This window comes from Streptomyces caelestis (genome assembly GCF_014205255.1).
Lineage (GTDB): Bacteria > Actinomycetota > Actinomycetes > Streptomycetales > Streptomycetaceae > Streptomyces > Streptomyces caelestis.
Genome location: NZ_JACHNE010000001.1, coordinates 2707411 through 2732593 on the forward strand (window position 1 = coordinate 2707411; position 25183 = coordinate 2732593).

The following is a 25183-nucleotide window of genomic DNA, read 5'->3' on the forward strand; positions in this document are numbered from 1 at the left end:
CGCGGACAGCTTCCTAGGTGCACCACCACAGGAAGCGGTTGCAGGTCTGCGAGGGGGACGGTTCCGGTTCCGGGGGTGCGGTCGTCGGGTCCGGGGTCGGTGTCGGGGCCGGCCGGGCGGGCGTGGGGGTCGATGTCGGGCGGGCGGGGGGCGTGTCCGCCGAGGCCGGGTGGGAGCCCTTCGGCGTCTCGGCGTTCTTCGCGTCCTTGGACTTGCCGGCCTTCGGGGACGTGGAAGGCGACGCCGAGTCAGACGCCCCGGGCGAAGGGGATGCCGACGCCTCCTCAGCCCCGGTGCCCTCGCCCAGGCCGCCCGTCTCGCCCGCCTCCACCGACGCGTCGCCGTCCGCCGACTCACCCCCCGCCGCCGCCGGCTTCGGCGTCGACCTGGGCGCGTCCATACCGAGCTCCGCGAGGCTCAGCCCGCCCGCCGCCAGCACGAACCCCGCCGCGACGAACAGGGTCCGACGGCGCCGACGACGATGCGCCGCGGCCTTCCGGTCCCGCCGGCTCGCCCCGCCACCCGGACCGTCGGCGACCGGCCCGCGCCGGCGCCGTCGAGCACCCCGGCCCAGCGGCTCACCGGCGGCGTCGCTCTCATCGGCGGACCGGTCCGACCCGTCGGGCCCTTCCGCCCCACCGGAGCCATCCGACCCGTCCGAGCCGTGGTAAACACCCTCCCCGCCCTCGGGAACAGCGTCGTACCCGCCGTGATCCGGCTCACGCCAGCGCAGCGCATCGGCTGAGGTGCCACACCCGGGGCAGGCGAGCGCGCCGTTGAGGTGCCGTCGGCACGGGTCGCAGTAGTCCATGACGCGGGAAGATTAAGTTCCGCGCCGGTCACGTTCCTAGATCCAGCTGTGAATGTTCTGTAGGGACACGCCGCCCCCATGGTTCGAAACTGTCGAAACCGTTATGCGCGCGACCCATTGACACTCGCACCGCCGCATCCTTACTGTCACGCCAGCATTTCGAACGTGTGCCGAAATCTCGAACACGTCGAAGTGGATGACTGACAGAACCGAGCCGACGAAGCTGTGAGGGACAACCGCCGTGCGCATCACCGGAATCAGCACACACGTGGTCGGGACGCCGTGGCGCAACCTGACGTACGTCCAGGTGCACACCGACGAGGGCATCACCGGAGTCGGCGAGACCCGGATGCTGGGACACACCGACGCCCTTCTCGGTTACCTGAAGGAAGCCCAGGCCAACCACATTCTCGGCTCCGACCCCTTCGCTGTCGAGGACCTCGTCAAGCGGATGAAGTACGGCGACTACGGCCGCGCGGGCGAGATCGTGATGTCCGGCATCGCCGTGATCGAGATGGCCTGCTGGGACATCAAGGGCAAGGCCCTCGGCGTCCCCGTCTGGCAGCTGCTGGGCGGCAAGGTCACCGACAAGGTCAAGGCGTACGCCAACGGCTGGTACACCACCGAGCGCACCCCGGAGGCGTACCACAAGGCCGCTCAGGGGGTCATGGAGCGCGGCTACCGGGCGCTCAAGATCGACCCCTTCGGCACCGGCCACTTCGAGCTGGACCACAAGGACACCCTGTACGCCGTCTCCCTGATCGAGGCGGTCCGGGACGCCATCGGCCCCGAGGCCGAGCTGATGCTGGAGATGCACGGCCGCTTCTCCCCCGCCACGGCCGTGCGCCTGGCCAAGGAGCTCGCGCCGTTCAAGCCGGCGTGGCTGGAGGAGCCGGTCCCGCCGGAGAACCTCAAGGCCCTGGAGAAGGTCGCCGCCAAGGTGGACATGCCGGTCGCCACCGGTGAGCGCATCCACGACCGGATCGAGTTCCGCGAGCTCTTCGAGAGCCAGGCCGTGGACATCATCCAGCCGGACGTCGGCCATATCGGTGGAATCTGGGAGACCCGGAAGCTCGCTGCGACAGCCGAGACCCACTACATGCTGGTGGCTCCGCACAACGTCGGCGGCTCGGTCCTGACCGCCGCGTCCCTCCAGGTCGGCTTCACCTCCCCGAACTTCAAGATCCTTGAGCACTTCAACGACTTCGCCGACGCGGAGATCAAGAAGGTCGTCAAGGGCGCCCCGCAGGTGAACCCGGAGGACGGCTGCTTCCACCTCTCCGACGCCCCGGGTCTCGGTGTGGAGCTGGACGTCGACGCCGCCGCCGAGTTCCCGCAGCAGCAGGCCCGCTTCGACCTGTGGGCGGACGGCTGGGAGCAGCGCAAGCCCAAGGGTGCCCAGTGACCGTCCGGCCACCGAAAGCTTCGAAAACCTCAGGAGCGACGTGAGCACCGCCGTAGTGATCGACGCCCCGGGCGAGCACCGCCTCGTCCCGCACGAGCCCCGGCAGCCCGGGGCCGGCGAGGCACTGGTGCGCGTCCACGCCTCCGGCATCTGCGGCAGCGACCGCGAGGTCTATCAGGGCAACCGCCCCGAGGGCTACGTCCGCTACCCGCTCACCCCGGGCCACGAGTGGTCCGGGACCGTCGAGGCCGTGGGCGCCGGTGTCCCCGGGTCCCTCGTGGGCCGCAAGGTCGTCGGTGAGGGCTTCCGCAACTGCCAGGTCTGCGACCGCTGCCACGCGGGCGACACGACCCTGTGCACGGCCGGTTACGAGGAGACCGGGTTCACCCAGCCGGGCGCGATGGCGGCCACGCTGACGCTCCCCGCCCGCCTCCTGCACGCCCTCCCGGACGACTGCGACCTCACGGCCGCGGCCCTCCTGGAGCCCGCCGCGTGTATCGCGGCGGCCGCGCTGAAGGCGAACGCGCAGCCCGGCGAGCGCGTCGCCGTGGTCGGCACCGGCACGCTCGGCATGTTCGCCGTGCAGTTCCTCAAGGCGAACTCGCCGGCGGAGCTGCTGGTCGTCGGCACCCGCAGGGACCGTGAGGCGCTGTCGCGGCAGTACGGCGCGACGGACTTCCGGACGAAGGACCAGGAGCTCCCGGACGACTTCGACGTGGTGATCGAGACGGCCGGGTCCGCGGACGCCGCCCGGATCTCCGCCGCCCTGCTCCGGCGCGGCGGCCGGCTGATCCTGACCGGCATCCCGGCGCCGGGGGCCGACGGTCTCGACCCGACCGATCTCGTCGTACGGCAGCTGGAGGTGCACACCGTCTTCGGTGCTCCGCCGGACGCCTGGGCGCACACGGTGCGGGTGTTCGCCGCCGGTCTGCTCGACCCGCTGCCGCTGGTGACGCACGAGCTGCCGCTCGCCGAGTTCCCGCAGGCCATCGAGCTGGTGGGAGCCGGTGATCCGAAGGTGGGCAAGGTATTGCTCCGCCCCTAGACGTACGCCGGTACGGGGGCGACCTGACGGCTCCCCGTACCGGCGTACACCCAGCCTTGCCCTGCCCAGAGCCGCGCCGTACCCAGAGCCGCGAACCTCGTCCGAAATATCGAACCGAAGGACATTCCTGTGACCGACGCTTCCGCCACGGCAGCCCGCAGGCCCGGTGAGCAGGTGCTCACCGCACTGGGCCTGAACGTGCCCGCCCTCGACCCCGCCGACGCCTCGCCGCACTCCTTCCCCGGCGGCGGCCGCTGGCGCACCGAGATCCCCTCGTGCGAGGGTCCCGAGGCGCTGGCGGTGGCCCTGAAGGAGGCCTCGCGGCTGGACGTGCCGATCCACCGGATCAGCCAGGGCAGCGGCGTGTGGATGCTGACCGACGCCGAGATCACCGAGATGGTCGAGGCGACCGGCGAGCGCGACATCGAGCTCTGCCTGTTCACCGGCCCGCGCGGCACGTGGGACATCGGCGGCTCGACGCGCACCGACTCGCGGGGGGCCGGACTGCGCGCCCGCGGCCACGACGCCGTCGCCGGATGCATCGAAGACGCCATCCGGGCAACGGAGTTGGGCGTCAAGTGCCTGCTCGTCGCCGACGAGGGCGTGCTGTGGACGCTGCACCGGGCGAGAGCCGCCGGCATCATCCCGGCCGACACGACCCTCAAGGTGAGCGCGCTCATCGGGCCGGTCAACCCGGCGGCGTACGCGGTGTACGAGCGGCTCGGCGCCGACTCCGTCAACGTGCCGAGCGACCTGACGCTCGATCATCTCACCGAGATCCGCAGGGTTTCGGGCGCTCCGATGGACATGTACATCGAGGCTCCCGACGACCTCGGCGGCTACGTCCGGATGTACGAGGTCGCCGAGCTCATCCGGCGCGGCGCACCGCTCTACCTGAAGTTCGGCCTGTCGAAGGCGCCCGGGATCTACCCCTACGGGCACCACATGCGGGAGCTGACCCTGGCCACGGCCAAGGAGCGCGTGCGGCGCGGGCGGCTCGCCCTGGATCTTCTGGCGCGCCACGGGGCCGACGGCGACATGGCGCCGCTCGGGTCGCGGATGCCGGGCGATCTGCAACGGTTCGAAATCTCGTCATAACGTTCCGGCTACTCGCCTTCACAAAAGAAGACACAGGCGACCACAATCCGACACATCTGTTCTCGGTCTTTCCGGCCCGACCCCCCGGAGCGACTTCGCGCGCCAGACCGAGCCCTGCACACATCAAGGATGATGATCATGCGTAACCGCAGAGCCGCCCTCGCCGCCATCGCCGGAGCCGCTTCCCTCGCCCTGACCCTGACCGCCTGCGGGCAGAACAGCGAGGGTGGCAGCGAGGACAACGGGGACAGCGCCAAGGGCGGCACCATCGGCATCGCGATGCCGACGAAGTCCTCCGAGCGCTGGATCGCCGACGGCAACAACGTCAAGAAGGACCTGGAGTCCAAGGGCTACAAGACCCAGCTGGTCTACGGCGAGGACGACCCGGACCAGCAGGTCTCGCAGATCGAGAACCTGATCACCCAGGGCGTCAAGGCGCTGATCGTCGCGGCCATCGACAACAAGTCGATGAACAACGTGCTCCAGCAGGCCAAGGACGCCAACATCCCGGTCATCTCCTACGACCGCCTGATCCTCGGCTCGCCGAACGTCGACTACTACGCGTCGTTCGACAACGAGAAGGTCGGCGAGCTCCAGGGCACCTACATCGTCGAGAAGCTCGGCCTGAAGGACGGCTCCAAGAAGGGCCCCTTCAACATCGAGCTGTTCGCCGGCTCCAACGACGACAACAACACCCGCTACTTCTTCCAGGGCGCGATGAACGTCCTGCAGCCCTACATCAACAAGAAGCAGCTCGTCGTCCGCTCCGGCCAGACCAAGCTCAACCAGGTCACCACCCTGCGCTGGGACGGCGGCACCGCCCAGAAGCGCATGGACGACATCCTGACCTCGGCCTACAAGCGCGAGCGGGTCGACGCGGTCCTCTCCCCCTACGACGGCATCTCCATCGGCATCCTCTCGGCGCTGAAGTCGGACGACTACGGCTCCAAGAGCAAGCCGCTGCCGATCGTCACCGGCCAGGACGCCGAGCTCGCCTCGGTGAAGTCGATCATCGCCAACCAGCAGTCGATGACCGTCTACAAGGACACCCGTCAGCTCGCCAAGGTCGCCTCGAACATGGTCGACGCGCTGCTGAACGACAAGAAGCCCGAGGTCAACGACACCAAGACCTACGACAACGGGTCCAAGGTCGTCCCGGCCTACCTGCTGGAGCCGGTCGCCGTCGACAAGACCAACTACCAGAAGGAAGTCGTGGACTCCGGCTACATCAAGGCAAGCGACCTCTAAAAACCGCCGGCACACTCTGATTGGAAGGCACGACCATGGCGGGACCCGTCCTGGAAATGCGCTCGATCGTCAAGACCTTTCCCGGCGTCAAAGCGCTGTCGGACGTCACGCTGACCGTCCAGCAGGGCGAGGTCCACGCCATCTGCGGGGAGAACGGCGCCGGTAAGTCGACCCTGATGAAGGTCCTCTCCGGCGTCCACCCGCACGGCACCTACGAGGGGGACATCCTCTTCGAGGGCGAGGTCTGCGAGTTCAAGGACATCCGGGCGAGCGAGCAGCGCGGCATCGTCATCATCCACCAGGAACTGGCGCTGTCGCCGTACCTCTCCCTCGCGGAGAACATCTTCCTCGGCAACGAGCACGCCAAGGGCGGGTTCATCGACTGGAGGGAGACGCTGCGGCACGCCTCCGAGCTGCTGCGGCGGGTCGGGCTCAGCGACCACCCCGACACCCGCGTCGCCGACATCGGCGTGGGCAAGCAGCAGCTCGTGGAGATCGCGAAGGCCCTGTCGAAGAAGGTGAAGCTGCTCATCCTGGATGAGCCGACCGCGGCCCTGAACGACGAGGACAGCGACAAACTCCTGGATCTCATCCTGGAGTTGAAGAAGCAGGGCATCACCTCGATCATCATCTCCCACAAGCTCAACGAGATCCGCAAGGTCGCCGACTCGGTGACGATCCTCCGCGACGGCCAGACCATCGAGACCCTCGATGTGAAGGCCCCGGAGACCACCGAGGACCGGATCATCAGCGGCATGGTCGGCCGCGACCTGGAGAACCGCTTCCCGGAGCGGTCGCCGCACGAGCCCGAGGAGGGCGTCGCGCCCGCCCTGGAGATCCGGGGCTGGACCGTGTTCCACCCGATCGACCAGCAGCGCAAGGTCGTCGACGACGTGTCCCTGAGGGTGCGGCGCGGCGAGATCGTCGGCATCGCGGGCCTGATGGGCGCCGGCCGCACCGAACTCGCCATGAGCGTCTTCGGGCGGACGTACGGCCGGTACGCGGGCGGCACGGTCCTCAAGGACGGCAAGGAGATCCGTACGAAGTCCGTCCCCGAGGCGGTCAAGCACGGGATCGCGTACGTCACCGAGGACCGCAAGCACTACGGCCTCAACCTCATCGACACCATCAACCGGAACATCTCGCTGACCGCCCTGAACAAGGTCGCCAAGCGCGGTGTGGTCGACGAGCACGAGGAGCGGCAGGTCGCCGAGGGCTTCCGCAAGTCCATGAACATCAAGGCGCCGACCGTCTTCGAGCCGGTGGGGAAGCTGTCCGGCGGCAACCAGCAGAAGGTCGTCCTCAGCAAGTGGATCTTCTCGGGTCCGGACGTGCTGATCCTGGACGAGCCGACGCGCGGGATCGACGTCGGTGCCAAGTACGAGATCTACACGGTCATCGACCAGCTGGCCGCCCAGGGCAAGGCGGTCGTCTTCATCTCCTCCGAGCTGCCCGAACTGCTCGGTATGTGCGACCGCATCTACACGATGGCCGCGGGGCGGCTGACCGGTGAGTTCTCGCGGGCCGAGGCCTCACAGGAATCGCTGATGCGTCAGATGACGAAGGACAAAGAGGTAACCCGATGAGCACGGACGTGACCGCCAAGACGCCGGCCCCCGCGCCGCCCGGCAAGGGTGGGGCGGCCACCGGCGACGGACTTCTGCAACTGGTGATGGACGGCATGCGCCGCAACATGCGGCAGTACGGCATGCTGATCGCGCTGGGCCTGATCGTGGTGCTGTTCGCCGTGTGGACCGACGGCGACCTGCTGCTGCCGCGCAACGTCTCCAACCTGGTCCTGCAGAACAGCTACATCCTGATCCTCGCGATCGGCATGATGCTGGTCATCATCGCGGGCCACATCGACCTGTCGGTCGGCTCGCTGACGGCGTTCGTCGGCTCGATGGCCGCCGTGTTCATGGTCAAACAGGACATTCCCTGGCCGCTCGCCGTGGTGCTCTGCCTGGCCGTGGGCGCGGTCGCGGGTGCCATCCAAGGGTTCTTCATCGCGTACGGCGGCATACCGTCATTCATCGTGACCCTGGCGGGCATGCTGATCTTCCGCGGTCTGACCGAGATCTTCCTGGAGGGCCAGACCCTCGGCCCGTTCCCGGAGGGCCTCCAGAAGGCCGCCAACGGCTTCCTGCCCGAGATCGGCCCGAACACCAACTACCACAACCTCACGCTGCTGCTGGGCTTCGCGATGATCGCCCTGGTGATCTTCCAGGAGGTCCGTGACCGCAAGCGGCAGCAGGAGTTCAACCTGGACGTCCCGCCCGCCAAGCTGTTCCTGCTGAAGCTGGTCGCGATCTCCGCCGCCGTGCTGACGCTGACCATGCTGCTGGCCAGCTACAAGGGCGCCCCGATCGTGCTGCTCATCCTGGGCGTGCTGCTCGTCGGCTTCGGCTACGTGATGCGCAACGCGATCGTCGGCCGCCACATCTACGCGATCGGCGGCAACCTCCCGGCGGCCAAGCTGTCGGGTGTGAAGGACAAGAAGGTCACCTTCCTGGTCTTCCTGAACATGGGCATGCTCGCGGCCCTGGCGGGTCTGGTCTTCGCCGCCCGCTTCAACGCGGCCTCTCCCAAGGCCGGCCTCAACTTCGAGCTGGAGGCGATCGCGGCCTCGTTCATCGGCGGCGCGTCGATGAGCGGCGGTGTCGGCACGGTCCTCGGCGCGATCATCGGTGGCCTGGTCCTGGGCGTGCTGAACAACGGCATGAACCTCGTCGGCATCGGCACCGACTGGCAGCAGGTCATCAAGGGCCTGGTGCTCCTGGCGGCAGTCGGGTTCGACGTGTGGAACAAGCGCAAGGTCGGTTCGTAAGTCGGACCGGGCCCCGCCGGAAGGCGGGGCCCGGTTCTTTCCCACGCAGTTTCTCAATGAAGCGGAGCCGCACATGGAACTGAACAGACGCACGGTCATCGCGGGAGCGGCGGCTGCGGGCTTAGGAGCCACCACGCTCGGCGGCACGGCACACGCCACGGGAGGAAGGAAGCCGGTGAAGACGCTCTTCGGCAAGCTCGCCGACGGCACCAAGATATACAGCTGGTCGCTGGAGAACGGCGGCACCCGCCTGAAGGTGCTCTCCTACGGCGGCATCGTCCAGTCCCTGGAGATCCCCGACCGCCGCGGCCGCTACGCCAACGTCTCCGCGGGCTTCGACAACATCGAGGACTACGTCGCCGAGAGCCCGTACTTCGGCGCGCTGATCGGCCGCTACGGCAACCGCATCGGCCAGGGCAAGTTCACCCTCGACGGCAAGAACTACCAGCTCTCCGTCAACGACGGCGAGCAGAGCCTGCACGGCGGCGCCAAGGGCTTCGACAAGCGCGTGTGGGACATCGAGCCGTTCACCAAGGGCTCCGACGTCGGCCTGCACCTGTACTACACGAGCGTCGACGGCGAGATGGGCTACCCGGGCACGCTCAAGACGAAGGTGACGTACACCCTCACCAAGCACGGCGACTGGCGCGTCGACTACGAGGCCACCACGGACAAGGCCACCGTCGTCAACCTCACCAGCCACGTCTACTTCAACCTGGCCGGCGAGGGCAGCGGCACGATCGAGGACCACGAGCTGCAGATCGCGGCCTCCCGCTACACGCCCACCGACTCGGGCCTGATCCCCACGGGCGAGCTGGCCAAGGTCGCGGGCACCCCCTTCGACTTCCGCAAGGCCAAGCCGATCGGCCGGGACATCCGCGTCTCCCACCCGCAGCTGGTGACCGCCAAGGGCTTCGACCACAACTGGGTCCTCGACAAGGGCATCACCGCCCGGCCCGAGCACATCGCCACCCTGCGCGACCCGGCCTCCGGCCGCACGATGAAGATCGCCACGAACGAGCCGGGCCTGCAGTTCTACTCCGGCAACTTCCTCGACGGCACGCTGACCGGCCCGTCCGGCCGCACCTACCGGCAGGGCGACGCGCTCTGCCTGGAGACGCAGCACTTCCCGGACTCGCCGAACAAGCCGTCGTTCCCGTCGACCGTGCTGCGACCCGGGCAGACGTACCGCACGACGACGGTCCACACGTTCGGCTGCTGACCGACTGCTGACCGTCTTCACAGGTGGCGCACAATTTTCTGAGGCAAGCCTCAGTGGTTGAACACCGCCACCGCAGCCTCCGTATGTAAGGACGGCCCGCGCTCCCCCGCGCGGGCCGTCCTTAAACGTCGGGTCCGGCCGTCCCCAACGGACCCGCCTTATACGGAGGTTCCATGGCCGACAACGTCACGTCGCTGTTCCGCAGCACCGCGGCGCACAGCCCGTCGATGGCGGCGTTGACACGTGAGGGCGGCGACGGCGCGGGGCCGGTGGACTTCTGCATCCCCTGCAACCCGTACTTCCCCACCCCGGCCATGTTCGACGACATGTCGGCCAGACTGCGCGACATCATCACGTACTACCCGAGCAGCGCCGACACCATCACGGCCGAGCTGTGCAGCCTGCTCCAGCTGCCGCCGCAGTGCGTGGCGATGGGCAACGGCTCCACCGAGCTCATCACCTGGATCGACCACCTGCTCGTCCGCGAGTCCCTCGCCGTCCCCGTCCCCACCTTCGGCCGCTGGACCGACCAGCCCATGGAGACCGGCAAGCGGGTCGACATGTTCCCGCTCCAGGAGTCCAGCGGCTTCGCCCTCGACCTCGCGCAGTACGCCGAGTTCATCCGCGCCCGGGGCACGCGCGTCGCCGTCATCTGCAACCCCAACAACCCCGACGGCGGCTTCCTGCACAAGCACGCCATCGTCCAGTTCATGGACGCGATGGCCGACCTCGACCTGGTCGTCATCGACGAGTCGTTCCTGGAGTTCGCGGACGCCGAGGCCGAACCGTCCGTCGTCCAGGAGGCGATGCTGCGGCCCAACGTCATCGTGCTGCGCAGCCTCGGCAAGAACTTCGGCCTGCACGGCATCCGCTTCGGCTACCTGGTCGCCAACCCGGCGCTCGCGGGGCGGGTGAGGTCGATGCTCCCCAAGTGGAACCTCAACTCCTTCGCGGAACACGTGGTGTTCATGCTCAAGGAGCACGGCTCCGAGTACGCGCAGAGCCTGACGCAGGTGCGCCGGGACCGCCTCGACATGGCCAGCCAGCTCTCCTCCCTGCCCGGGCTGACGGTCTACCCCTCGCAGGGCAACTTCCTCTTCGTGCGCCTCCCCGTGGGCGCCGAGGGCACCGTGGTCCGGGACCGGATGCTCACCGAGCACCGGATCCTGGTCCGCGAGTGCGGCAACAAGATCGGTTCGTCCAGCCGCTTCCTGCGTCTCGTGGTGCGCCCCCAGGTGGACGTGCGTCGCCTGGTGTCCGGCCTGGAACAGGTGCTCTACGGGACGTCCAGGAGGGGAGCCGCCGTACCCGAGCTGGGCAACGGGACCAGCTACAGCTCGGGTACGGCGGCGGTGGACCGCCTGGTGAGCGAGACGAACGGAGCCGGGATGCGGGGGCTCGCGGCGCAAGCCGCCGGTGCCGGTGCCGGTGGCCCGCGGCCTGCCGCCGCGCCCGCCCCCGCCCCGGCCCCCGCCGCCGTCGGCACCGGCATGCCGCTCCCCGCCGCCGCGTCCGCCGTGCCGGCGGGCCCGGGCGGTGGGATGCCGATGCCGGCGGCCCCCCAGCCCGTTCCCCAGCAGATCCCGCAGCCCATGCCGGCACCGGCCCCGCCGTTGGCTCCGGCGGCCCAGGCCCCGGCCCAGCCGCTCGCTCCGGCGCAGCCGCTCACTCCGGCGCAACCGTTGGCTCCGGCACAGCCGTTCATGCCGGCGCAGCCGCTTGCCCCGGCAGCCCAGGCCCCTGCTCCGGCGCCGATGCCCTCACCGATGCCGACGCCTATGGCCACGGGGCCCACGCCGCCGGGTGTTCCCGCCCGTGGCGGGCTCACGGCCGCCCAGGTCAGGGGGACGAACGGGCTTTCACCGGCACCGGCCACGGGGTGGCCCGCCGCGCAGAGCTGGCCCAACGCGGCGGGGATGGGGCAAGCGGGGTAGTCCGGCAGACGGGGGCGCGGGGTGCGTGGGCTGGTCGCGCCCACGCGGTGGAGCCGCACATCGAACACAGCTCCGCGCCCCCGAGAGGCTCGGCCGCACTAAACCGGGTTCAGCCTCCACTGCTGGCAGTTGTTGTTGAGCCAGGACCACTGGCGCACGTCCGCGCTGTCGGCTGTCGCGCAGCTCGCCACGTCGGCCACCTTGCCGGTGGCCTTGTTGACGATGCGGACGTGGCCTCCGTCCGTGGCGACGAACTGGAAGCGCTGGCAGGTGTTGTCCAGCCAGGACCACTGGCGCAGGTCGGCGCCGTCTGCGGAGGAGCAGTCGGCGGTGTCGAGGACCTTGCCGGTGGCGACGTTCACCATGCGGTGGGTGTCGTCGCCGAGGTCCTGCAGGCGCCAGCGCTGGTTGGTGCCGCCGTTGCAGGTGTACTGCTGGACGTTGGCACCGTCGGCCGTCGAACCGCCCGCCACCTCAAGGCACTTGCCGCTGTTGCGGTTGGTGACGGTGTAGGTCGTCGAGGCGGAGGCCGGCTCGCCGGAGGGCCCGGCGAGGGAGGCACCCAGCCGCACCGGCGTCCCGAAGTTCGGCGTGCCGTCGGAGTTCCAGGTGAACTTCTGGGCGCGGGTCGTACGGCCGTTGTCGCAGCCGTCGGACGCGGAGTCGTTGGCGTGGTAGACGATCCAGTTCTCGCGGCCGTCGGGTGAGGTGAAGAAGCCGTTGTGCCCGGGTCCGTACACGCCGTTGGCGTCACTGCGCTGGAAGACGGGCGTGGACTTCTTCGTCCAGGAGGACGCGGACAGCGGGTTGGAGCCGGTGAGTTCCAGTTGCCCGAGTTTGTAGTCGGGCGTCCAGCAGCCGCTCGCCGAGTAGATCAGGAAGGTCCGGCCGCCGCGTTGCAGCACCTCGGCGCCCTCGTTGACGGTGCCGCCCTGCCGTTCCCAGGCGTGCGTCGGCGTGGAGATCGTCGAGTACGCGCCGCTGACGGTGTACGGGTTCGACATCGGCGCGATGACGACGTTCTGGGTCCCGCCCGTGTTGGCGCTGCCCAGCATGTACAGCTTGCCGCCGACGTTCAGCACGCTCGGGTCCAGCATCCACGCGCTGTTGAGCTGCCCCTTGTAGGTGTACGGCCCCATGGGGTCCGAGCCCGCGCTCTCCAGCACATGACTGCGCTGGGTGGGGTTGTAGTCGGACACGTTCTGCCCGGCGACGTAGTACAGGTACCAGCGGCCGTTGAGGAAGTGCAGCTCGGGCGCCCAGATGTTGCAGCACCGGGAGGCGGCGTCGCCCTTCCACACCTGGACGCTGGGCGCGGCGGAGAGCCCGGCGAGGGTGGCGGACTTGCGGATGGTGATGACGTCGGTCCAGCTCGTCGTCACCAGGTAGTAGTTGCCGTCGTGGTACGAGATCCAGGGGTCGGCTCCCTTGACGGACTTGACCGGGTTGGAGAAGGAGGCGGCGCTCGCGGAGGGCTGGCCGAGGCCGATCGCGAGCAGCAGGGCCGCCAGCAGGGTCAGTAGGCGACGGGCCATCCGCTGCTCCAGTTCAGAAGGTTGACGCCGAGCTTGGGGGTGCCGTTGGCGTTGCCGTCGTAGTAGTGGTAGACGATCAGGTCTCCGTCGGAGTCCTTGGTGATCGACTGCCCGCCCGGGCCGATGACGTTGCCGTGCGACTCGAGCACGGGAGTGCCGCCGTTCTTCATCAGGTCGACACCGTTCTTGTCGCGGTACGGCCCGGTGATGCTGGAGGCGCGCCCGACCTTGACCTTGTACGTCGAGCTCGTGCCGCTGCAGCAGGTGTCGTACGAGGCGAAGAGGTAGTAGTACCCGTTCCGCTTCACGATGAAGGGCGCCTCGACGGCTTTGGTCCCGGTCGGCCGGGAGGCGAGCGAGTAGCGCGTGGTGTTGCCGGCGAGCTGCTTCCCGGTGGACGGGTTGATCTGGATCATCTTGATCCCGGTCCACCAACTGCCGAACGACAGCCACCACTTGCCGTCGTCGTCCACGAAGAGGTTCGGGTCGATGGCGTTGAAGTCGCTGGAGGAGTTCGACGTGTAGACGGTGCCCTGGTCGGCCCAGCTGCCCGGCTGGCCGGTGCTGGAGGTGGCCAGCCCGATGGCGGAGGTGTTCGAGCCGAACTTCGAGACGGAGTAGTACATCAGGTACTTGGCGCCGTGGTACGAGATGTCCGGCGCCCAGGCCTCCGGCACGGACGAGTAGTTCCGCCACCAGCTCGGCCGGCTGGAGAAGGCGTCACCGCCGTTCCGGAAGGCCGTGCGGTCGCTGGACGCCTTGCTGGCGATGCCGCCGCCGGTGGCGTAGAGCAGGTACTGGCCGGACGAGGTGCGGATCATCGACGGGTCGTGGGTGACGACGTCACCGGTGACGCGGCCGGGGTTCGGATACGCCGACGCCGTACTCGGGATCAGGGCGAGCAGGGCGGCGGTGGGGAGGGCGAGCAGGGCGGTGCGTTTGCGGGGGGTCGAGCGGCTCATGCGGAGTCCTCCTTGCGGTGGGGGTGACAGTGCTGGTCGAGGTCTTCGAGATGACCGAAATACCGAACAGTGCACGCAAGTTCGAACGGAACCTAGAATCGAACCACTTGCGCGTCAACGGTCCGCGCAGCAACAACCCGAATGCGGCCCGCCCGACCCATCACCGGCCGGGACGGCTGCCGCGCCTACAACACGCGCAATGCCTGGCCGGAATCGCGCTCTCGTCTGGCCAGCGCATGCAGCACGGCCTGATCGCCGTGCCGGTCGCGGGCTGCCGCGACCAGCACGTCGACCGCGATGGCGAGTGCGGCTTCGGGGGCCTGGCAACGAACACCCACGCTCAAAGCCAAGTCGTCCAGATGGACCGCCAGTTCGACACACCGGGTCTGGAGGTAGCCGTCGAGCAGCATCTCCTCTCCTGGCCGGTGGAGGACGGCGACCCGCCGATCGGCCGGCTCCTCGTCCAGCCGCCGCGCCAGTCGCCGCCACGCAGCCTGCGCCTGCTCAGCCACGATGGCGGGACCGGCTGAGGCCGTCTCCTCGCTCCGCGCCCGCACGCCGACGTTGAGCGCGGAGTCGGGCACGGACGTGCCGACGAGCCTGGCGTAGTAGCGCACCGGGGACACCGGTTCCGCGCCGGCCACCTCACCGTCGAGGAACCACTCGACCTGCAGAACACTGCGCGCAAGGTGACCGGCCAGTCCGCCCACCGACATCCCCGGCAGCACGGACTCGTCCTCCCAGCAGCGCGCCACCTCTTCCGTCGCCAGCAGCCGCACACCCCGTTCGGCAGCCAGTAGGTACGCCTGCCGTATCTCCGTAGTCATGCCGGACATCTTGCCCGCACGAAGATCACAGCGGACAGGGGCGTCCGTATGTTGAACAGGAAGATCACTATGTGGACTGTCGCTCCGTAAGCCGGTCCCGCTCGTCACCGCCGTCCGCCGAACTCCCAGGCGTGCACCTCGATGTCGGCATACCGCCCCGGCGTGAGGACACGGCGCGCCGTCTCCGCGTCCGGGGCCCGGACCAGCGCCGCCGTGCCCAGCCAGGCGGAGCCGTCGTCGGACAGCAGGGGGCCGTAGGCGATCAGGTCGTTCGAGTCGGGTGGCGTGTCCAGGTCGGCCGTCGCCGGGGCCGGGCCCAGTCCGAGTCCGAGTACGAGGTGGCGGTTGCCGGTCGTCGGGCCGCCGGGGAAGTCCCACATGGTGCGGCCCAGGAGGTTGCGCCAGCGGCGCAGCAGGACGTCCCGGTACGCGCCGGCCTGGTAGTTGGGCTCGTCGAAGGCGAAGGCACGGGCGGTGGCGGGGTCCGGCAGGTCGAGGATGTGGACGCTGCCGGTGAGGGTTTCTCCGTCATCGGCGAAGGTCGGGCCACGGGCGATCATCTCGGTCGCGTACCGGTCCATGTAGGACCAGTGTTTTTCCAGTAGTTCGTGACGCAGTGGCAGCGAGCCGGGGCGATCGCGGTGGTAACAGAAGTACTCCATGGACGCAGACCCTTCCCCAAGGCCGGCAGCGGCTCAAGCCGCTTTCGCAGCGGGTGCCGGCGTAAAGTCGGTCCGGTAGCGGCGCCGGTTCGATTCGGGGGGATCATGACGGCAGTTGACGCACCACCCATCGTCTTCGTGCACGGGACGCGGTTCAGCGCGGGACAGTGGAGCCCGCAGCTCGCCGCGCTGCGGGACGAGTTCCCCGTGTCCGCCGTCGATCTGCCAGGGCATGGTTCCCGTTCCGCCGAGGCCTGGAGCCTGAAGGCGGCCGTGGAGGTCGTCTCCGATGCCGTGGAGTCGCTCGGGTGCGGGCCGGCCCTGGTCGTGGGGCACTCGCTCGGGGGTTACGCCTCGCTGGAGTTCGCGCGGGTTCGCCCGGAGCGGTTGCGCGGGCTGGTGCTCGCGGGGGCCAGTGCCTCGACTCGTGGGGCGTGGGCGGTGCCGTACCGGTGGGCCGCCGGGCTCGTGCCGCGGCTGCCCGCGGATCGGCTGGCCGGGTGGAACGACTGGTTGCTGCGCAGGATGTATCCGGCCGAGGTCGTCGAGGCCACCATCCGGTCGGGGTACGCCTTCCACACCCTGCCCGCCGCCTGGGACGAGGTGCTGGGGCGTTTCGACGCGGACGCGATGCGTCATGTGAAGGCTCCGGTGCTCATCCTGAACGGCGAGAAGGACAGCGTCTTCCGGTCCGGCGAGGCGGAGTTCGCCCGGGCGCATCCGCGGGCCCGCGTCGAGCTGATCCCGAGAGCCGGGCATCTCGCGAACTTCGACGATCCGGTTGCCTTCAGCGAAGCCGTTCGCCGCTTCGCCCAACATCTGAGCAACAGCGGCTGAGCGACAGCACATCAACCCGTCCTAGGCGGCCCATCCGGCCCAGCAACCCGGTGGGCCGTCCCTCATCCCGTCAGGACTTCGGGCACTCCTTCCACGCCAGGTGTTACACCGTGCTGATGTCCCCGTCCGTCCGTCGAGTCCATCGTCTTGACTTCTCCCCCCTCCTGAAGGAGGGGGATTCTCACGGCTCGCGCTGTGAGGGTTTCTGCTTCGTCGCCGACTGCCCGCCCGGAGTGCTCCGTTGAGGTCTTACACCGGCTCCACAGACTGTCACCGCCAGCCCGGCGGCCAGAAGGTTTTTCGCCGCGTTCACGTCCCGGTCGTGGGTCGTGCCACAGCTGTCGCACGTCCAGGTACGGACGTGTAGCGGCATCTTGTCCTGCAAGGCACCGCACTGGGAGCACAGCCTGGACGAGGGGAAGAAGCGGTCCACCGCGATCACTTCCCGCCCGTACCAGGCGGCCTTGTACTCCAGAAGGCTCCGGAACTCGGCCCAGGCGGCATCAGAGATGGCGCGGGCCAGACTCCGGTTCCTGACCATGGTGCGCACGGTCAGGTCCTCGATCACGAGCGTTTGGTTTTCACGCACGAGTCGGGTGGTCAGCTTGTGCAGGTGGTCACGGCGCCGGTCGACGATCCTCGCGTGGACCCTCGCGACCTTCCTGCGGGCCTTGGCTCGGTTGTTCGACCCCCTGGCCTTGCGGGACAGTTCCCGCTGAGCCTTCGCCAGGCGGGCGCGGTCGCGGCGCTCGTGCCGGAGATTGGCGACCTTCTCCCCGGTAGAGAGGGTCAGCAGATGGTCCAGGCCGACATCCACACCGATGGCCGTATCGGCGGCCGGGAGCGGCTTGACGCCGGGGTCGTCACACAGCATGGAGACGAACCAGCGTCCGGCCGCGTCCTGGGAGACGGTCACCGTGGACGGCGTCGCCCCCTGCGGGAGCGGACGCGACCACACGATGTCCAGTGGTTCCGTCATCTTCGCCAGGGTCAGCTTCCCGTCACGGAAGCGGAAACCGGACGTGGTGTACTCGGCGGACCTGCGCGACTTCTTCCGCGACTTGAAGCGCGGATACTTCGCCCGCTTGCCGAAGAAGTTCGTGAACGCTGTCTGCAGATGCCGCAGACATTGCTGCAACGGCACCGACGACACGTCGTTAAGGAAGGCCAGCTCCTCGGTCTTCTTCCACGCCGTCAGCATGGCCGAGGTCTGGTTGTAGTTCACCCGCTCCTGGCGCGCCCACGCCTCGGTGCGGGCCGCGAGCGCCATGTTGTAGACCTTGCGCACACATCCGAACGTGCGCGACAGCTCAACCGCCTGCGCATCGGTCGGATAGAAGCGGTACTTGAACGCCCGCTTCACGCACATCGTGGACACGCTCACAAACTAGTGTTCCTGCAAGTGAAGATCAAACCTGCGGGTCAGAGCACCGCGATCAGCCCTGGCGGCGAATCACAGCTCCCTGCCTTGCCCCGCAGGAGTCCGATTCCTCCCCCGCACGAAGGCAGGACTCTCCTCGGCGGCAACGGATGAAACTGACCTTGTCGGCCGACTGCGTACCGGCGTTGACCCGGAGTTCGGTGTTGATGTTGAAGTTGCGCTGGACTCCGCAGGGTGCGTAGACCAGCTGGGCCCAGTCCGTCTCGTCGGTGGCCTGCCAGTTGTCGTAGGGGCCGCTGAAGGGGTGGTTCCTGGACACCGTGCTCGGCGAGCCCTGGAAGTAGTACGAGGCTCGCTGGGTGGCGCTCGCGCCGCGCTGGAGTGAGGCGAAGCCGCGGTAGTCGGCGCCGGCGATGGCGTACGTGAAGCCCTGGGGCACGTGAACGATCAGGCTGAGCTGGCAGTTTCTGCGGAACGCGGTCGGGTCGGAGCCTCCGCCGGCCTGGGCGAGGTAGTCGCTGTAGGTGACCGTGAACGCCGTGTTGTCCTCGGAGACGGCGACCGCTGCCGTGCCTTGCGGACAGCCGGAGCCGTTCACCGTGGCGACCTTGATGACGATCTTGTCCGGGGGCGGGTCGACGAACCCGGAGGACGGGGATGGTGCGGGGAGTGCGCTGGTGAGGAGCGCGGCGATCGCGCCGCTCAGAAGCAGGCCACCGGCCATGGTTCTCCCATCCGTTCGTGGGGGGTGGATCACGAAGTGAGCATGAGCATGTCAAGACGACACCTCACGCACGCCCGGCCTGTAACCCTTGCATGAAGAAGATGTGAAGACCGGGAGCGGTCGCATCGTACGCAGGGCGGCAGGGGTCGGCCAGGGCGGTCTCCGGCCATTCACAGTGGCGGGATCACACCAGGGGAAGGGGCCGCGGAGCCCGTCCACGCGGGCCCCGTCGGCGCCAGCAGCACCGGCGGGCGCATAAGGTGCGTTAGCAGTGCGTCAGACCAGGACACCCCGAGGACGCGATGAGCATCACCCACCCGCTCCCCCGCGGACGCGGCCCGTCACGGGTTCTCCCAGGCCGCCGGTTCCGCCGCCAGCCGCTCCACCGGCTCGGGCAGCGCACCGGCCGCGAGGTCGGCGATCGTCACGCCCTCCAGGATCCTGCGCACATTGGCCCGCAGGGCGATCCACAGCGGCAGCAGCGGCTCGGCCGTGCCGGTGTAGGCGAGGCCGGTCGGGCGCTCGCCGCGTACCGAGACGATCGGTCCGTCCACGGCCCGGATCACGTCCGCGACCGTGATCTCCGCGGCCTCCCGGGCCAGCCGGTAGCCGCCGCCCCCGCCGCGCCGGCTGTCGACGACACCGCTCCGCCGCAGATCGCCGAGGATCCCTTCCAGGAACTTGTGGGGGATGTCCTGCGCGGTGGCGACGGCCTCCGCCTTGACCGGCCCCTCGCCCTGCCGGACGGCCAGTTCCACGACCGCTCGTACCGCGTAGTCCGCACGTGCCGAGATCCTCATACGACCATTGTCACGGTCGGCCCGTAAACAATGACGCACCAGCACCACGTACGGCACGGCAGCACAACAGGAGGCGCTCCCTTGGAGCTCAGCAGGCGTACCTTCCACGCTCTCGCCGGCACGGCCGCGCTCGGCTTCACGCTGACCGGCAGCGGGTCGCCGACCTCCGCCGACACGGCGCGGAGCGTGCCCACGGGCCCACCGCCACCCGTGCCGAGCGCGGACGGCCGGCGGCACGAGGTCGGCTTCGACCGGTACTCGCTGCTGGTCGACGGCCGCCGCCTGGTGCTCTGGTCGGGTGAGATGCACCCCTTCCGGCTGCCGAGCCCGTCCCTGTGGCGGGACATGCTGGAGAAGATGCGCGCTCATGGCTACAACGCCGTCAGCGTGTACGTCGCCTGGAACTACCACTCCCCCGCCCCGGGCCGGTACGACTTCACCGGTGTGCGGGACCTGGACCTGTTCCTGCGGATGGCGGCCGAGACCGGTCTGTACGTGATCCTGCGGCCCGGCCCGTACATCAACGCGGAGGTCGACGCCGGTGGCTTCCCCGGCTGGCTGACCGCGACCGAGGGCACGGCCCGGACCTCCGACCCGACGTATCTGCGGTACGTCGACGAGTGGCTGTCCGCCGTCAACGCCATCGTCGCGAAGCGCCTGTTCACCCGGGGGACGGGCACGGTCCTGCTGTACCAGATCGAGAACGAGTACGACGCCCACGTCGGCGAACCGACCGGGCGCGCCTACATGTCGTACCTGTACGAGAAGGTCCGCGCCGACGGCATCGACGTGCCGCTGTTCCACAACGACAAGGGGCGCGACGGGGCTTGGGCCCCGGGTTCCTTCGGCACCGGCGGGGAGAAGGGGCGCTGGCTTTACGGGTTCGACGGGTATCCGGAGCCGGACGAGGTGCCGCCCGACTGGGGGCGCTTCGGGCCCGGCGGGGCGAAGGGCGGGGCCACGGCCAGTCCGAGGACCCCCGGGTTCGTGCCCGAGTTCGGCGGGGGGTGGTTCGACCCGTGGGGCGGGTCCTGGTTCGACGGGAAGGGGTACGCCGAGTCGCGCCGGACCCGGGACGCGGCGTACGAGCGGCGCTTCTACCTCACCAACCTCGCCAACGGCATCACGCTGCACAACGTCTACATGACGTACGGCGGCACCTCCTGGGGCTGGCTGCCCGCGCCGGTCGTCTACACCTCGTACGACTACGGCGCGGCCTTCGACGAGGCCCGCAACGCCACCCCGAAGCTCCCCGCGATGCACCAGATCGGGCAGTTGCTGCGCCACGTGCCGGACCTCGCCAAGCTGAACCGGGCGAAGGCCGTACGGGCCGCCGACGAGCGGATCAAGGTCTACCACCTGGTCAATCCCGACACCGGCGCCCACTTCTACGTCCTGCGCAACGACTCCGAGGAGGCGGTCACCTCGACGCTGCCGGACGCCGGGATCGACCTGCCGGTCACGGTCCCGGCGCGGGACGCCAAGCTGATCACCGCCGGGCTGAGAATCGGGAGGCGGACGCTGGTGCACGCCACCGTGCAGCCGATGCTGACCCTGACCGCCGGGCGGCAGGACATCGCCGTGTTCGCGGGCCGGCGGGGCGATCTGGCGCAGGTCGTGCTGGACAGCCCGGACGAGCCGACGCCCATGCGGCTGGACCCGGAACCCGCGTGGGCCTACAACCTCGGCAAGCTGTACGTCACCGCTCCGCTCGGCGTCAGCGAGCTGAGCCGGGTGCGGATCGAGAGCGACGGCGTGGACACGCCGATGCTGCTGCTGTTCGCCGACGACGCGACGGCCCTGCGCCTGTGGCCGTACGAGACGCCGTCCGGCCCGCTCCTCGTCTACGGCCCGGCCCTGCTGCGGTCGGCCGAGCTGCGCGGCTCCACCGTCCACCTCACCGGGGACACCACCGCGGTGACCGGCCTGGAGGTGTGGGGGCCGCGCGGGATCACCCATGTCACGTGGAACGGGCGCCCGGTGCCCACCCGGATCAGCGGCACCGGCAGCCTGCTGGCACTCCGCCCGCTCGCCGGCGTGACCCGGCCGGCCCTCCCCGCCCTCGACGGCTGGCGGCGGCGGACCGAGAACCCGGAGGCCGAGTCCGGCTTCGACGACTCCGGCTGGACGGCGGCCGACAAGAAGACGTCGTTCAGCACGACGCCCGTGCCCGACGGGCAGCCCGTCCTGTTCGCCGACGACTACGGCTTCCACTACGGCGACGTCTGGTACCGGGGCGAGTGGACCGACGCGGACGGCATCGAGTCCGTCTCCCTCGCCTACAGCACGGGCACGCAGGGCCTGCTGATGGCCTGGCTGGACGGCGAGCCGCTGGGCACGCACCGGATGCCGGTGCCGGACAAGGACCGGGCGCGGCAGGGGACGTGGACGGCCAAGGCCACCTTCGGCCTGCCGGAGGGACTGCGGAAGAAGTTCCGTGAGGACCGCGAGAGTCGCGGGAGCGGTGAGCGGCACGTCCTGTCCGTGCTCGTCCGGCGGATGCAGCACGACATGGACGGCAAGGCGCTCGACACCCACAAGGCCGCGCGCGGACTGACCGCCGTGACCTTCGAGGGCGCCTCCCCCGAGGTGACCTGGCGGATCCAGGGCGCGTCGACGCCCGACCCGGTGCGCGGGCCGATGAACAACGGCGGGCTGTACGGGGAGCGCGAGGGCTGGCATCTGCCCGAGTACGACGACAAGGACTGGAAGGACACCGAGCTTCCCCGGGCCGACCGGCGGCAGGGCGTCACCTGGTACCGGACGGACTTCCGGCTGGACGTCGACCCGGGGGTCGACGCCTCCGTCGGGCTCGTCCTGGACGACGACCCGGAGCGGGCCTACCGCGTCCAGATCTTCCTCAACGGCTGGAACATGGGCCAGTACATCAACGACGTAGGGCCGCAGCACACTTTCGTGCTGCCGAACGGGATCCTGCGCACACGTGGTGCCAACACACTGGCGTTGGCGGTGCTGTCGGACGGGACCACACCGTCGGGCCCGGGGGATGTGCGGCTGACACTGTTGGGCGCAGCGGCCGGAGGGGTGCCCGTCAAGGCGGTGTGACCGGACAGCCGGACAGTCGATGTGACCTGATCGAGCCGTCCCCGTGCATTGCCTTCTCCGGCAGGCTGGGCCACCGTGTTGGCCTTCAGGGCTGCCGACAGGGAGGGGAACCTCGTGCGAAGACGGCGTTTCATCGGTGGGTTAGGCGGAATGGTCGGGGCCGGGCTCGGGCTGGCCTCGATGCGGGGCGGAACGGCCTGGGCGGCTCCCGGTCTCCTGAGTGAGGCCCGCGAGTGGCAGGCCGTCCCCGCCCCGGGGGCCGCCCCGGCCGCGCAGTTGCTCGACGTGGCGGCCGCGGGTCCGAACCTCGCCTGGGCCGTGGGCGAGGAGGGCCGCAGCGGCAGTGTCCGGGGGACGGCGCTGACCCTCGTCTGGGACGGCACCGCCTGGCAGCGCACCGGCTCCGGCTTCGGCGGCTATCTGGGCTCCGTCGCCGCCGCGTCCGACGGCCGCGCCTGGGCCGTCGGCACCGACACCTCCGGCACCGCCCGGCTGCTCGCCTGGGACGGACTGACGTGGCGGGAGGCCGACTTCCCCGGGCGCGGGGCGACCGGCACATCCCTCGCCGCCGTCACGACCGGCCCCGAGGGCCACGTCTGGGTCTCCGGCCGGACCAGCGACGGCTCGGTGCTGCTGCACGGCCACCGGGACAAGTGGACCTGGCTGGAGGCACCCCCGGCCACGACCACCACCCCGCCCTACGGCATCCACCGCGCGCCCTGCGGCGACGTCTGGGTCTACGGTAGCGAGCTCGTCGCCCGCTGGGACGGAGCGGCCTGGACCATGCTGCCGGCGCCCGGCGGGATCCGTGCCGGCTTCACCGGGCTGCTCCCGGTCGCCCGCGACGACATCTGGATGACCGGCTACGACTACGGCGTCGGCGGCCCGCCCGGCAAACCCCCCGGCGTCCGGCTGCTGCACGGGGACGGCACCGGCTGGGAGTACGTCAAGGCACCGTTCGGCGTGGGAGTACTGACCGGCATCGTGGGCGACGCCCAGGGGCGTCCCGACCGTATCTCCGGGTGGGACTTCTGGGACCAGACCCGGGCCCACTACCTGCGCTGGGACGGCACGGCGTGGGTGAGCGAGCGGGGGCCGGTGGCCACGACCCCCGTCGTCATCAACGCCCTGGCGACGGTTCCGGGCGCGGACGGCTACTGGGCGGTCGGCACGACGTCGCCCCCGCCGTCCTCGACCGCCCAGCCGCGCATCGAACGCTGACCGGTCCGCACGACCGTCACGCCAGCCGGATCACGTTCCAGGACAGCGGCTCCAGGACGGCGCTCAGCGTGCCGTCCTGGAGAGCCGTGCCGTCGACCGTGTGCGGGGCCACCCGCTCGGGGTCGTCGAGAGTGTTGCGGGCGTCCGGGTCGGCATCGGCGAGGGCACTGTGCTCGACGACCGACGACAGGTCGAGCCCGTTCAGGGCGACCTCCAGCGGCAGCGACTCGGTGCGGCTGCGGTTCACCGCGAAGACCGTGACCGTCCCGTCCTCGGCGCGTACGGCGGTGGCGTGCAGCAGGTCGGTCTCACCGAACTTCTTCGTCTCGTACGTCGGCGAGTCCACGCGGACGTCGAGGACCTGGCCGCGGCCGTACCGGGCGGCCTGGGCGAAGGGGAAGAACGTCGTCTGCCGCCAGGCCGGGCCGCCCGGCTCGGTCATGATCGGCGCGATGACGTTGACGAGCTGGGCGAGGCAGGCGACCGTGACGCGGTCGGCGTGCCGGAGCAGGGCGATGAGGAGCGAGCCGAAGACGACGGCGTCGGTGACGCTGTAGTTGTCCTCCAGGAGGCGGGGGGCCTCGGGCCAGTCGTCCTGCTCGAAGGTCTTCGCGTGGGCCTCCCACTCGGGCAGGTACCAGACGTTCCACTCGTCGAAGGAGAGGTTGATCCGCTTCTTCGACTTGAGCTTCGCCCCCACGTGGTCGGCGGTCGCGACGACGTTGTCGATGAAGGACTCCATGTCGACGGCGGAGGCCAGGAAGGAGTCGATGTCACCGTTCTCGGGCCAGTAGTAGGCGTGCAGCGAGATGTAGTCGACGAGGTCGTACGTCTCCTGAAGGACGGTCGCCTCCCACTCGGCGAACGTGGGCATGGACTGGCTGGAGGAACCGCAGGCGACGAGTTCCACGCCGGGGTCCATCTGGCGCATGGCCCGGGCCGTCTCGGCGGCGACCCGGCCGTACTCCTCGGCGGTCTTGTGGCCGGTCTGCCAGGGGCCGTCCATCTCGTTGCCCAGGCACCACAGTCTGATGCCGAAGGGGTCCTTGTCGCCGTGGGTGACGCGGAGGTCGGACAGGGCGGTGCCCTCGGTGTGGTTGGCGTACTCCTGGAGTTCGAGGGCTTCGGCGACGCCTCGGGTGCCGAGGTTGACGGCCATCATGGGTTCGGCCTGGGGGCCGATCTTGCGGAGGAAGTCGATGTACTCGGAGAGGCCGAAGCGGTTCGACTCCGTCGAGTGCCAGGCGAGGTCGAGGCGGCGTGGGCGTTCTTCGGCCGGGCCCACCGAGTCCTCCCACCTGTAGCCGGAGACGAAGTTGCCGCCGGGGTAGCGGACGGCGGTGACGCCGAGTTCGCGGACGAGGTCCAGGACGTCCCGGCGCAGGCCCTTGTCGTCGGCCGTGGGGTGGTCGGGTTCGAAGATGCCGGTGTAGACGCAGCGGCCGAGGTGTTCCACGAAGGAGCCGAAGAGGCGGGGGTTTACTTCGCCGACGGTGAAGGCGGGATCGAGGGTGAAGCGGGCCTTGTGCATGTTCGCCTTTCGGGGTGGGTGGTTCTGTTTCGGTGGCGGCTGCGGGT

20 protein-coding genes are annotated in these 25183 nt (G+C 69.5%); 11 read left to right on the plus strand and 9 right to left on the minus strand.

The annotated features are described in order from the left end of the window. Positions 1-13: 13 nt before the first annotated feature. Positions 14-811, minus strand: coding sequence for an SCO2400 family protein (locus HDA41_RS12260; protein ID WP_184983369.1), 798 nt, complete (start codon positions 809-811; stop codon positions 14-16). Between the two features lie 241 nt (positions 812-1052). Here HDA41_RS12260 and HDA41_RS12265 point away from each other — a divergent pair, with 241 nt between their 5' ends. The 8 genes from HDA41_RS12265 (at position 1053) to HDA41_RS12300 (ending at position 11590) form a co-directional block, all read left to right on the plus strand. Further along, the gene (locus HDA41_RS12265) at positions 1053-2216 is read left to right on the plus strand and encodes a mandelate racemase/muconate lactonizing enzyme family protein (RefSeq protein WP_184983371.1); all 1164 of its coding nucleotides are present in this window, start codon (positions 1053-1055) and stop codon (positions 2214-2216) included. Between the two features lie 40 nt (positions 2217-2256). Further along, positions 2257-3261, plus strand: coding sequence for a zinc-dependent alcohol dehydrogenase (locus HDA41_RS12270; RefSeq protein ID WP_184983373.1), 1005 nt, complete (start codon positions 2257-2259; stop codon positions 3259-3261). A gap of 129 nt (positions 3262-3390) precedes the next feature. Next, positions 3391-4359, plus strand: coding sequence for a glycosyltransferase family protein (locus HDA41_RS12275; RefSeq protein ID WP_184983375.1), 969 nt, complete (start codon positions 3391-3393; stop codon positions 4357-4359). Positions 4360-4497: 138 nt separating this feature from the next. Then, the gene (gene chvE, locus HDA41_RS12280) at positions 4498-5607 is read left to right on the plus strand and encodes a multiple monosaccharide ABC transporter substrate-binding protein (protein ID WP_358979844.1); all 1110 of its coding nucleotides are present in this window, start codon (positions 4498-4500) and stop codon (positions 5605-5607) included. A 35-nt stretch (positions 5608-5642) separates the two neighbouring features. Next, positions 5643-7193: a multiple monosaccharide ABC transporter ATP-binding protein gene (gene mmsA, locus HDA41_RS12285; RefSeq protein ID WP_184983379.1), complete on the plus strand. Its 1551-nt coding sequence runs from the start codon at positions 5643-5645 to the stop codon at positions 7191-7193. Beyond that, positions 7190-8434, plus strand: coding sequence for a multiple monosaccharide ABC transporter permease (gene mmsB, locus HDA41_RS12290; protein ID WP_184983381.1), 1245 nt, complete (start codon positions 7190-7192; stop codon positions 8432-8434). Before mmsA ends, mmsB begins: the two co-directional genes overlap by 4 nt. A gap of 73 nt (positions 8435-8507) precedes the next feature. Beyond that, a complete protein-coding gene (locus tag HDA41_RS12295) occupies positions 8508-9656 on the plus strand; it encodes an aldose epimerase family protein (protein WP_184983383.1) in 1149 nt (382 codons plus the stop codon). A 173-nt stretch (positions 9657-9829) separates the two neighbouring features. After that, on the plus strand, positions 9830-11590 hold the full coding sequence (locus tag HDA41_RS12300; RefSeq protein ID WP_184983385.1) for a pyridoxal phosphate-dependent aminotransferase: 1761 nt from the start codon (positions 9830-9832) through the stop codon (positions 11588-11590). A 98-nt stretch (positions 11591-11688) separates the two neighbouring features. On the opposite strand, the gene HDA41_RS12305 is transcribed toward HDA41_RS12300, so the two are convergent. The 4 genes from HDA41_RS12305 to HDA41_RS12320 all read right to left on the minus strand — a co-directional run bounded on the left by HDA41_RS12305 (position 11689) and on the right by HDA41_RS12320 (position 15576). After that, a complete protein-coding gene (locus HDA41_RS12305; RefSeq protein WP_184983387.1) occupies positions 11689-13125 on the minus strand; it encodes a family 43 glycosylhydrolase in 1437 nt (478 codons plus the stop codon). Next, positions 13107-14087 (minus strand): arabinan endo-1,5-alpha-L-arabinosidase, encoded by a 981-nt coding sequence (locus tag HDA41_RS12310; RefSeq protein ID WP_184983388.1) that lies wholly within the window; start codon positions 14085-14087, stop codon positions 13107-13109. Before HDA41_RS12310 ends, HDA41_RS12305 begins: the two co-directional genes overlap by 19 nt. A 185-nt stretch (positions 14088-14272) precedes the next feature. Beyond that, positions 14273-14914, minus strand: a complete 642-nt coding sequence (locus HDA41_RS12315; RefSeq protein ID WP_184983390.1) for a maleylpyruvate isomerase N-terminal domain-containing protein — start codon at positions 14912-14914, stop codon at positions 14273-14275. 104 nt (positions 14915-15018) lie between these two features. Next, a complete protein-coding gene (locus HDA41_RS12320) occupies positions 15019-15576 on the minus strand; it encodes a YciI family protein (RefSeq protein WP_184983392.1) in 558 nt (185 codons plus the stop codon). A gap of 105 nt (positions 15577-15681) precedes the next feature. Between HDA41_RS12320 and HDA41_RS12325 the strand changes: the two genes are divergently transcribed. Then, the gene (locus tag HDA41_RS12325; protein WP_184983394.1) at positions 15682-16413 is read left to right on the plus strand and encodes an alpha/beta fold hydrolase; all 732 of its coding nucleotides are present in this window, start codon (positions 15682-15684) and stop codon (positions 16411-16413) included. 181 nt (positions 16414-16594) lie between these two features. On the opposite strand, the gene HDA41_RS12330 is transcribed toward HDA41_RS12325, so the two are convergent. From HDA41_RS12330 to HDA41_RS12340, 3 genes are all read right to left on the minus strand, one after another. Further along, positions 16595-17782, minus strand: a complete 1188-nt coding sequence (locus HDA41_RS12330; RefSeq protein WP_184993342.1) for an RNA-guided endonuclease InsQ/TnpB family protein — start codon at positions 17780-17782, stop codon at positions 16595-16597. 67 nt (positions 17783-17849) lie between these two features. Continuing rightward, positions 17850-18518, minus strand: a complete 669-nt coding sequence (locus HDA41_RS12335; RefSeq protein WP_230299380.1) for a DUF4360 domain-containing protein — start codon at positions 18516-18518, stop codon at positions 17850-17852. A 341-nt stretch (positions 18519-18859) separates the two neighbouring features. Then, positions 18860-19318, minus strand: coding sequence for an RrF2 family transcriptional regulator (locus HDA41_RS12340; RefSeq protein WP_184983397.1), 459 nt, complete (start codon positions 19316-19318; stop codon positions 18860-18862). An 81-nt stretch (positions 19319-19399) separates the two neighbouring features. Here HDA41_RS12340 and HDA41_RS12345 point away from each other — a divergent pair, with 81 nt between their 5' ends. Both HDA41_RS12345 and HDA41_RS12350 read left to right on the plus strand, forming a co-directional pair. Further along, complete coding sequence (locus HDA41_RS12345; protein WP_184983399.1) at positions 19400-22384, plus strand: glycoside hydrolase family 35 protein; 2985 nt, start codon at positions 19400-19402, stop codon at positions 22382-22384. A 150-nt stretch (positions 22385-22534) separates the two neighbouring features. Continuing rightward, entirely contained in the window at positions 22535-23605 is a 1071-nt protein-coding gene (locus tag HDA41_RS12350; protein WP_184983401.1) for a hypothetical protein, read from the plus strand. 16 nt (positions 23606-23621) lie between these two features. Here the strand turns inward: HDA41_RS12350 and arfA are convergent, their stop codons facing one another. Beyond that, on the minus strand, positions 23622-25136 hold the full coding sequence (gene arfA, locus HDA41_RS12355) for an arabinosylfuranosidase ArfA (RefSeq protein ID WP_184983403.1): 1515 nt from the start codon (positions 25134-25136) through the stop codon (positions 23622-23624). Between the last annotated feature and the right edge of the window lie 47 nt (positions 25137-25183).

What these genes read in the sequence shown, in the direction of transcription:
- HDA41_RS12260 (WP_184983369.1), bottom strand. Translation starts at nt 811, where the DNA reads ATGGACTACTGCGACCCGTGCCGACGGCACCTCAACGGCGCGCTCGCC.
- chvE (WP_358979844.1), top strand. Translation starts at nt 4,498, where the DNA reads ATGCGTAACCGCAGAGCCGCCCTCGCCGCCATCGCCGGAGCCGCTTCC.
- mmsA (WP_184983379.1), top strand. Translation starts at nt 5,643, where the DNA reads ATGGCGGGACCCGTCCTGGAAATGCGCTCGATCGTCAAGACCTTTCCC.
- mmsB (WP_184983381.1), top strand. Translation starts at nt 7,190, where the DNA reads ATGAGCACGGACGTGACCGCCAAGACGCCGGCCCCCGCGCCGCCCGGC.
- HDA41_RS12295 (WP_184983383.1), top strand. Translation starts at nt 8,508, where the DNA reads ATGGAACTGAACAGACGCACGGTCATCGCGGGAGCGGCGGCTGCGGGC.
- HDA41_RS12300 (WP_184983385.1), top strand. Translation starts at nt 9,830, where the DNA reads ATGGCCGACAACGTCACGTCGCTGTTCCGCAGCACCGCGGCGCACAGC.
- HDA41_RS12305 (WP_184983387.1), bottom strand. Translation starts at nt 13,125, where the DNA reads ATGGCCCGTCGCCTACTGACCCTGCTGGCGGCCCTGCTGCTCGCGATC.
- HDA41_RS12310 (WP_184983388.1), bottom strand. Translation starts at nt 14,087, where the DNA reads ATGAGCCGCTCGACCCCCCGCAAACGCACCGCCCTGCTCGCCCTCCCC.
- HDA41_RS12315 (WP_184983390.1), bottom strand. Translation starts at nt 14,914, where the DNA reads ATGACTACGGAGATACGGCAGGCGTACCTACTGGCTGCCGAACGGGGT.
- HDA41_RS12320 (WP_184983392.1), bottom strand. Translation starts at nt 15,576, where the DNA reads ATGGAGTACTTCTGTTACCACCGCGATCGCCCCGGCTCGCTGCCACTG.
- HDA41_RS12325 (WP_184983394.1), top strand. Translation starts at nt 15,682, where the DNA reads ATGACGGCAGTTGACGCACCACCCATCGTCTTCGTGCACGGGACGCGG.
- HDA41_RS12330 (WP_184993342.1), bottom strand. Translation starts at nt 17,782, where the DNA reads ATGTGCGTGAAGCGGGCGTTCAAGTACCGCTTCTATCCGACCGATGCG.
- HDA41_RS12335 (WP_230299380.1), bottom strand. Translation starts at nt 18,518, where the DNA reads ATGGCCGGTGGCCTGCTTCTGAGCGGCGCGATCGCCGCGCTCCTCACC.
- HDA41_RS12340 (WP_184983397.1), bottom strand. Translation starts at nt 19,318, where the DNA reads ATGAGGATCTCGGCACGTGCGGACTACGCGGTACGAGCGGTCGTGGAA.
- HDA41_RS12350 (WP_184983401.1), top strand. Translation starts at nt 22,535, where the DNA reads ATGGTCGGGGCCGGGCTCGGGCTGGCCTCGATGCGGGGCGGAACGGCC.
- arfA (WP_184983403.1), bottom strand. Translation starts at nt 25,136, where the DNA reads ATGCACAAGGCCCGCTTCACCCTCGATCCCGCCTTCACCGTCGGCGAA.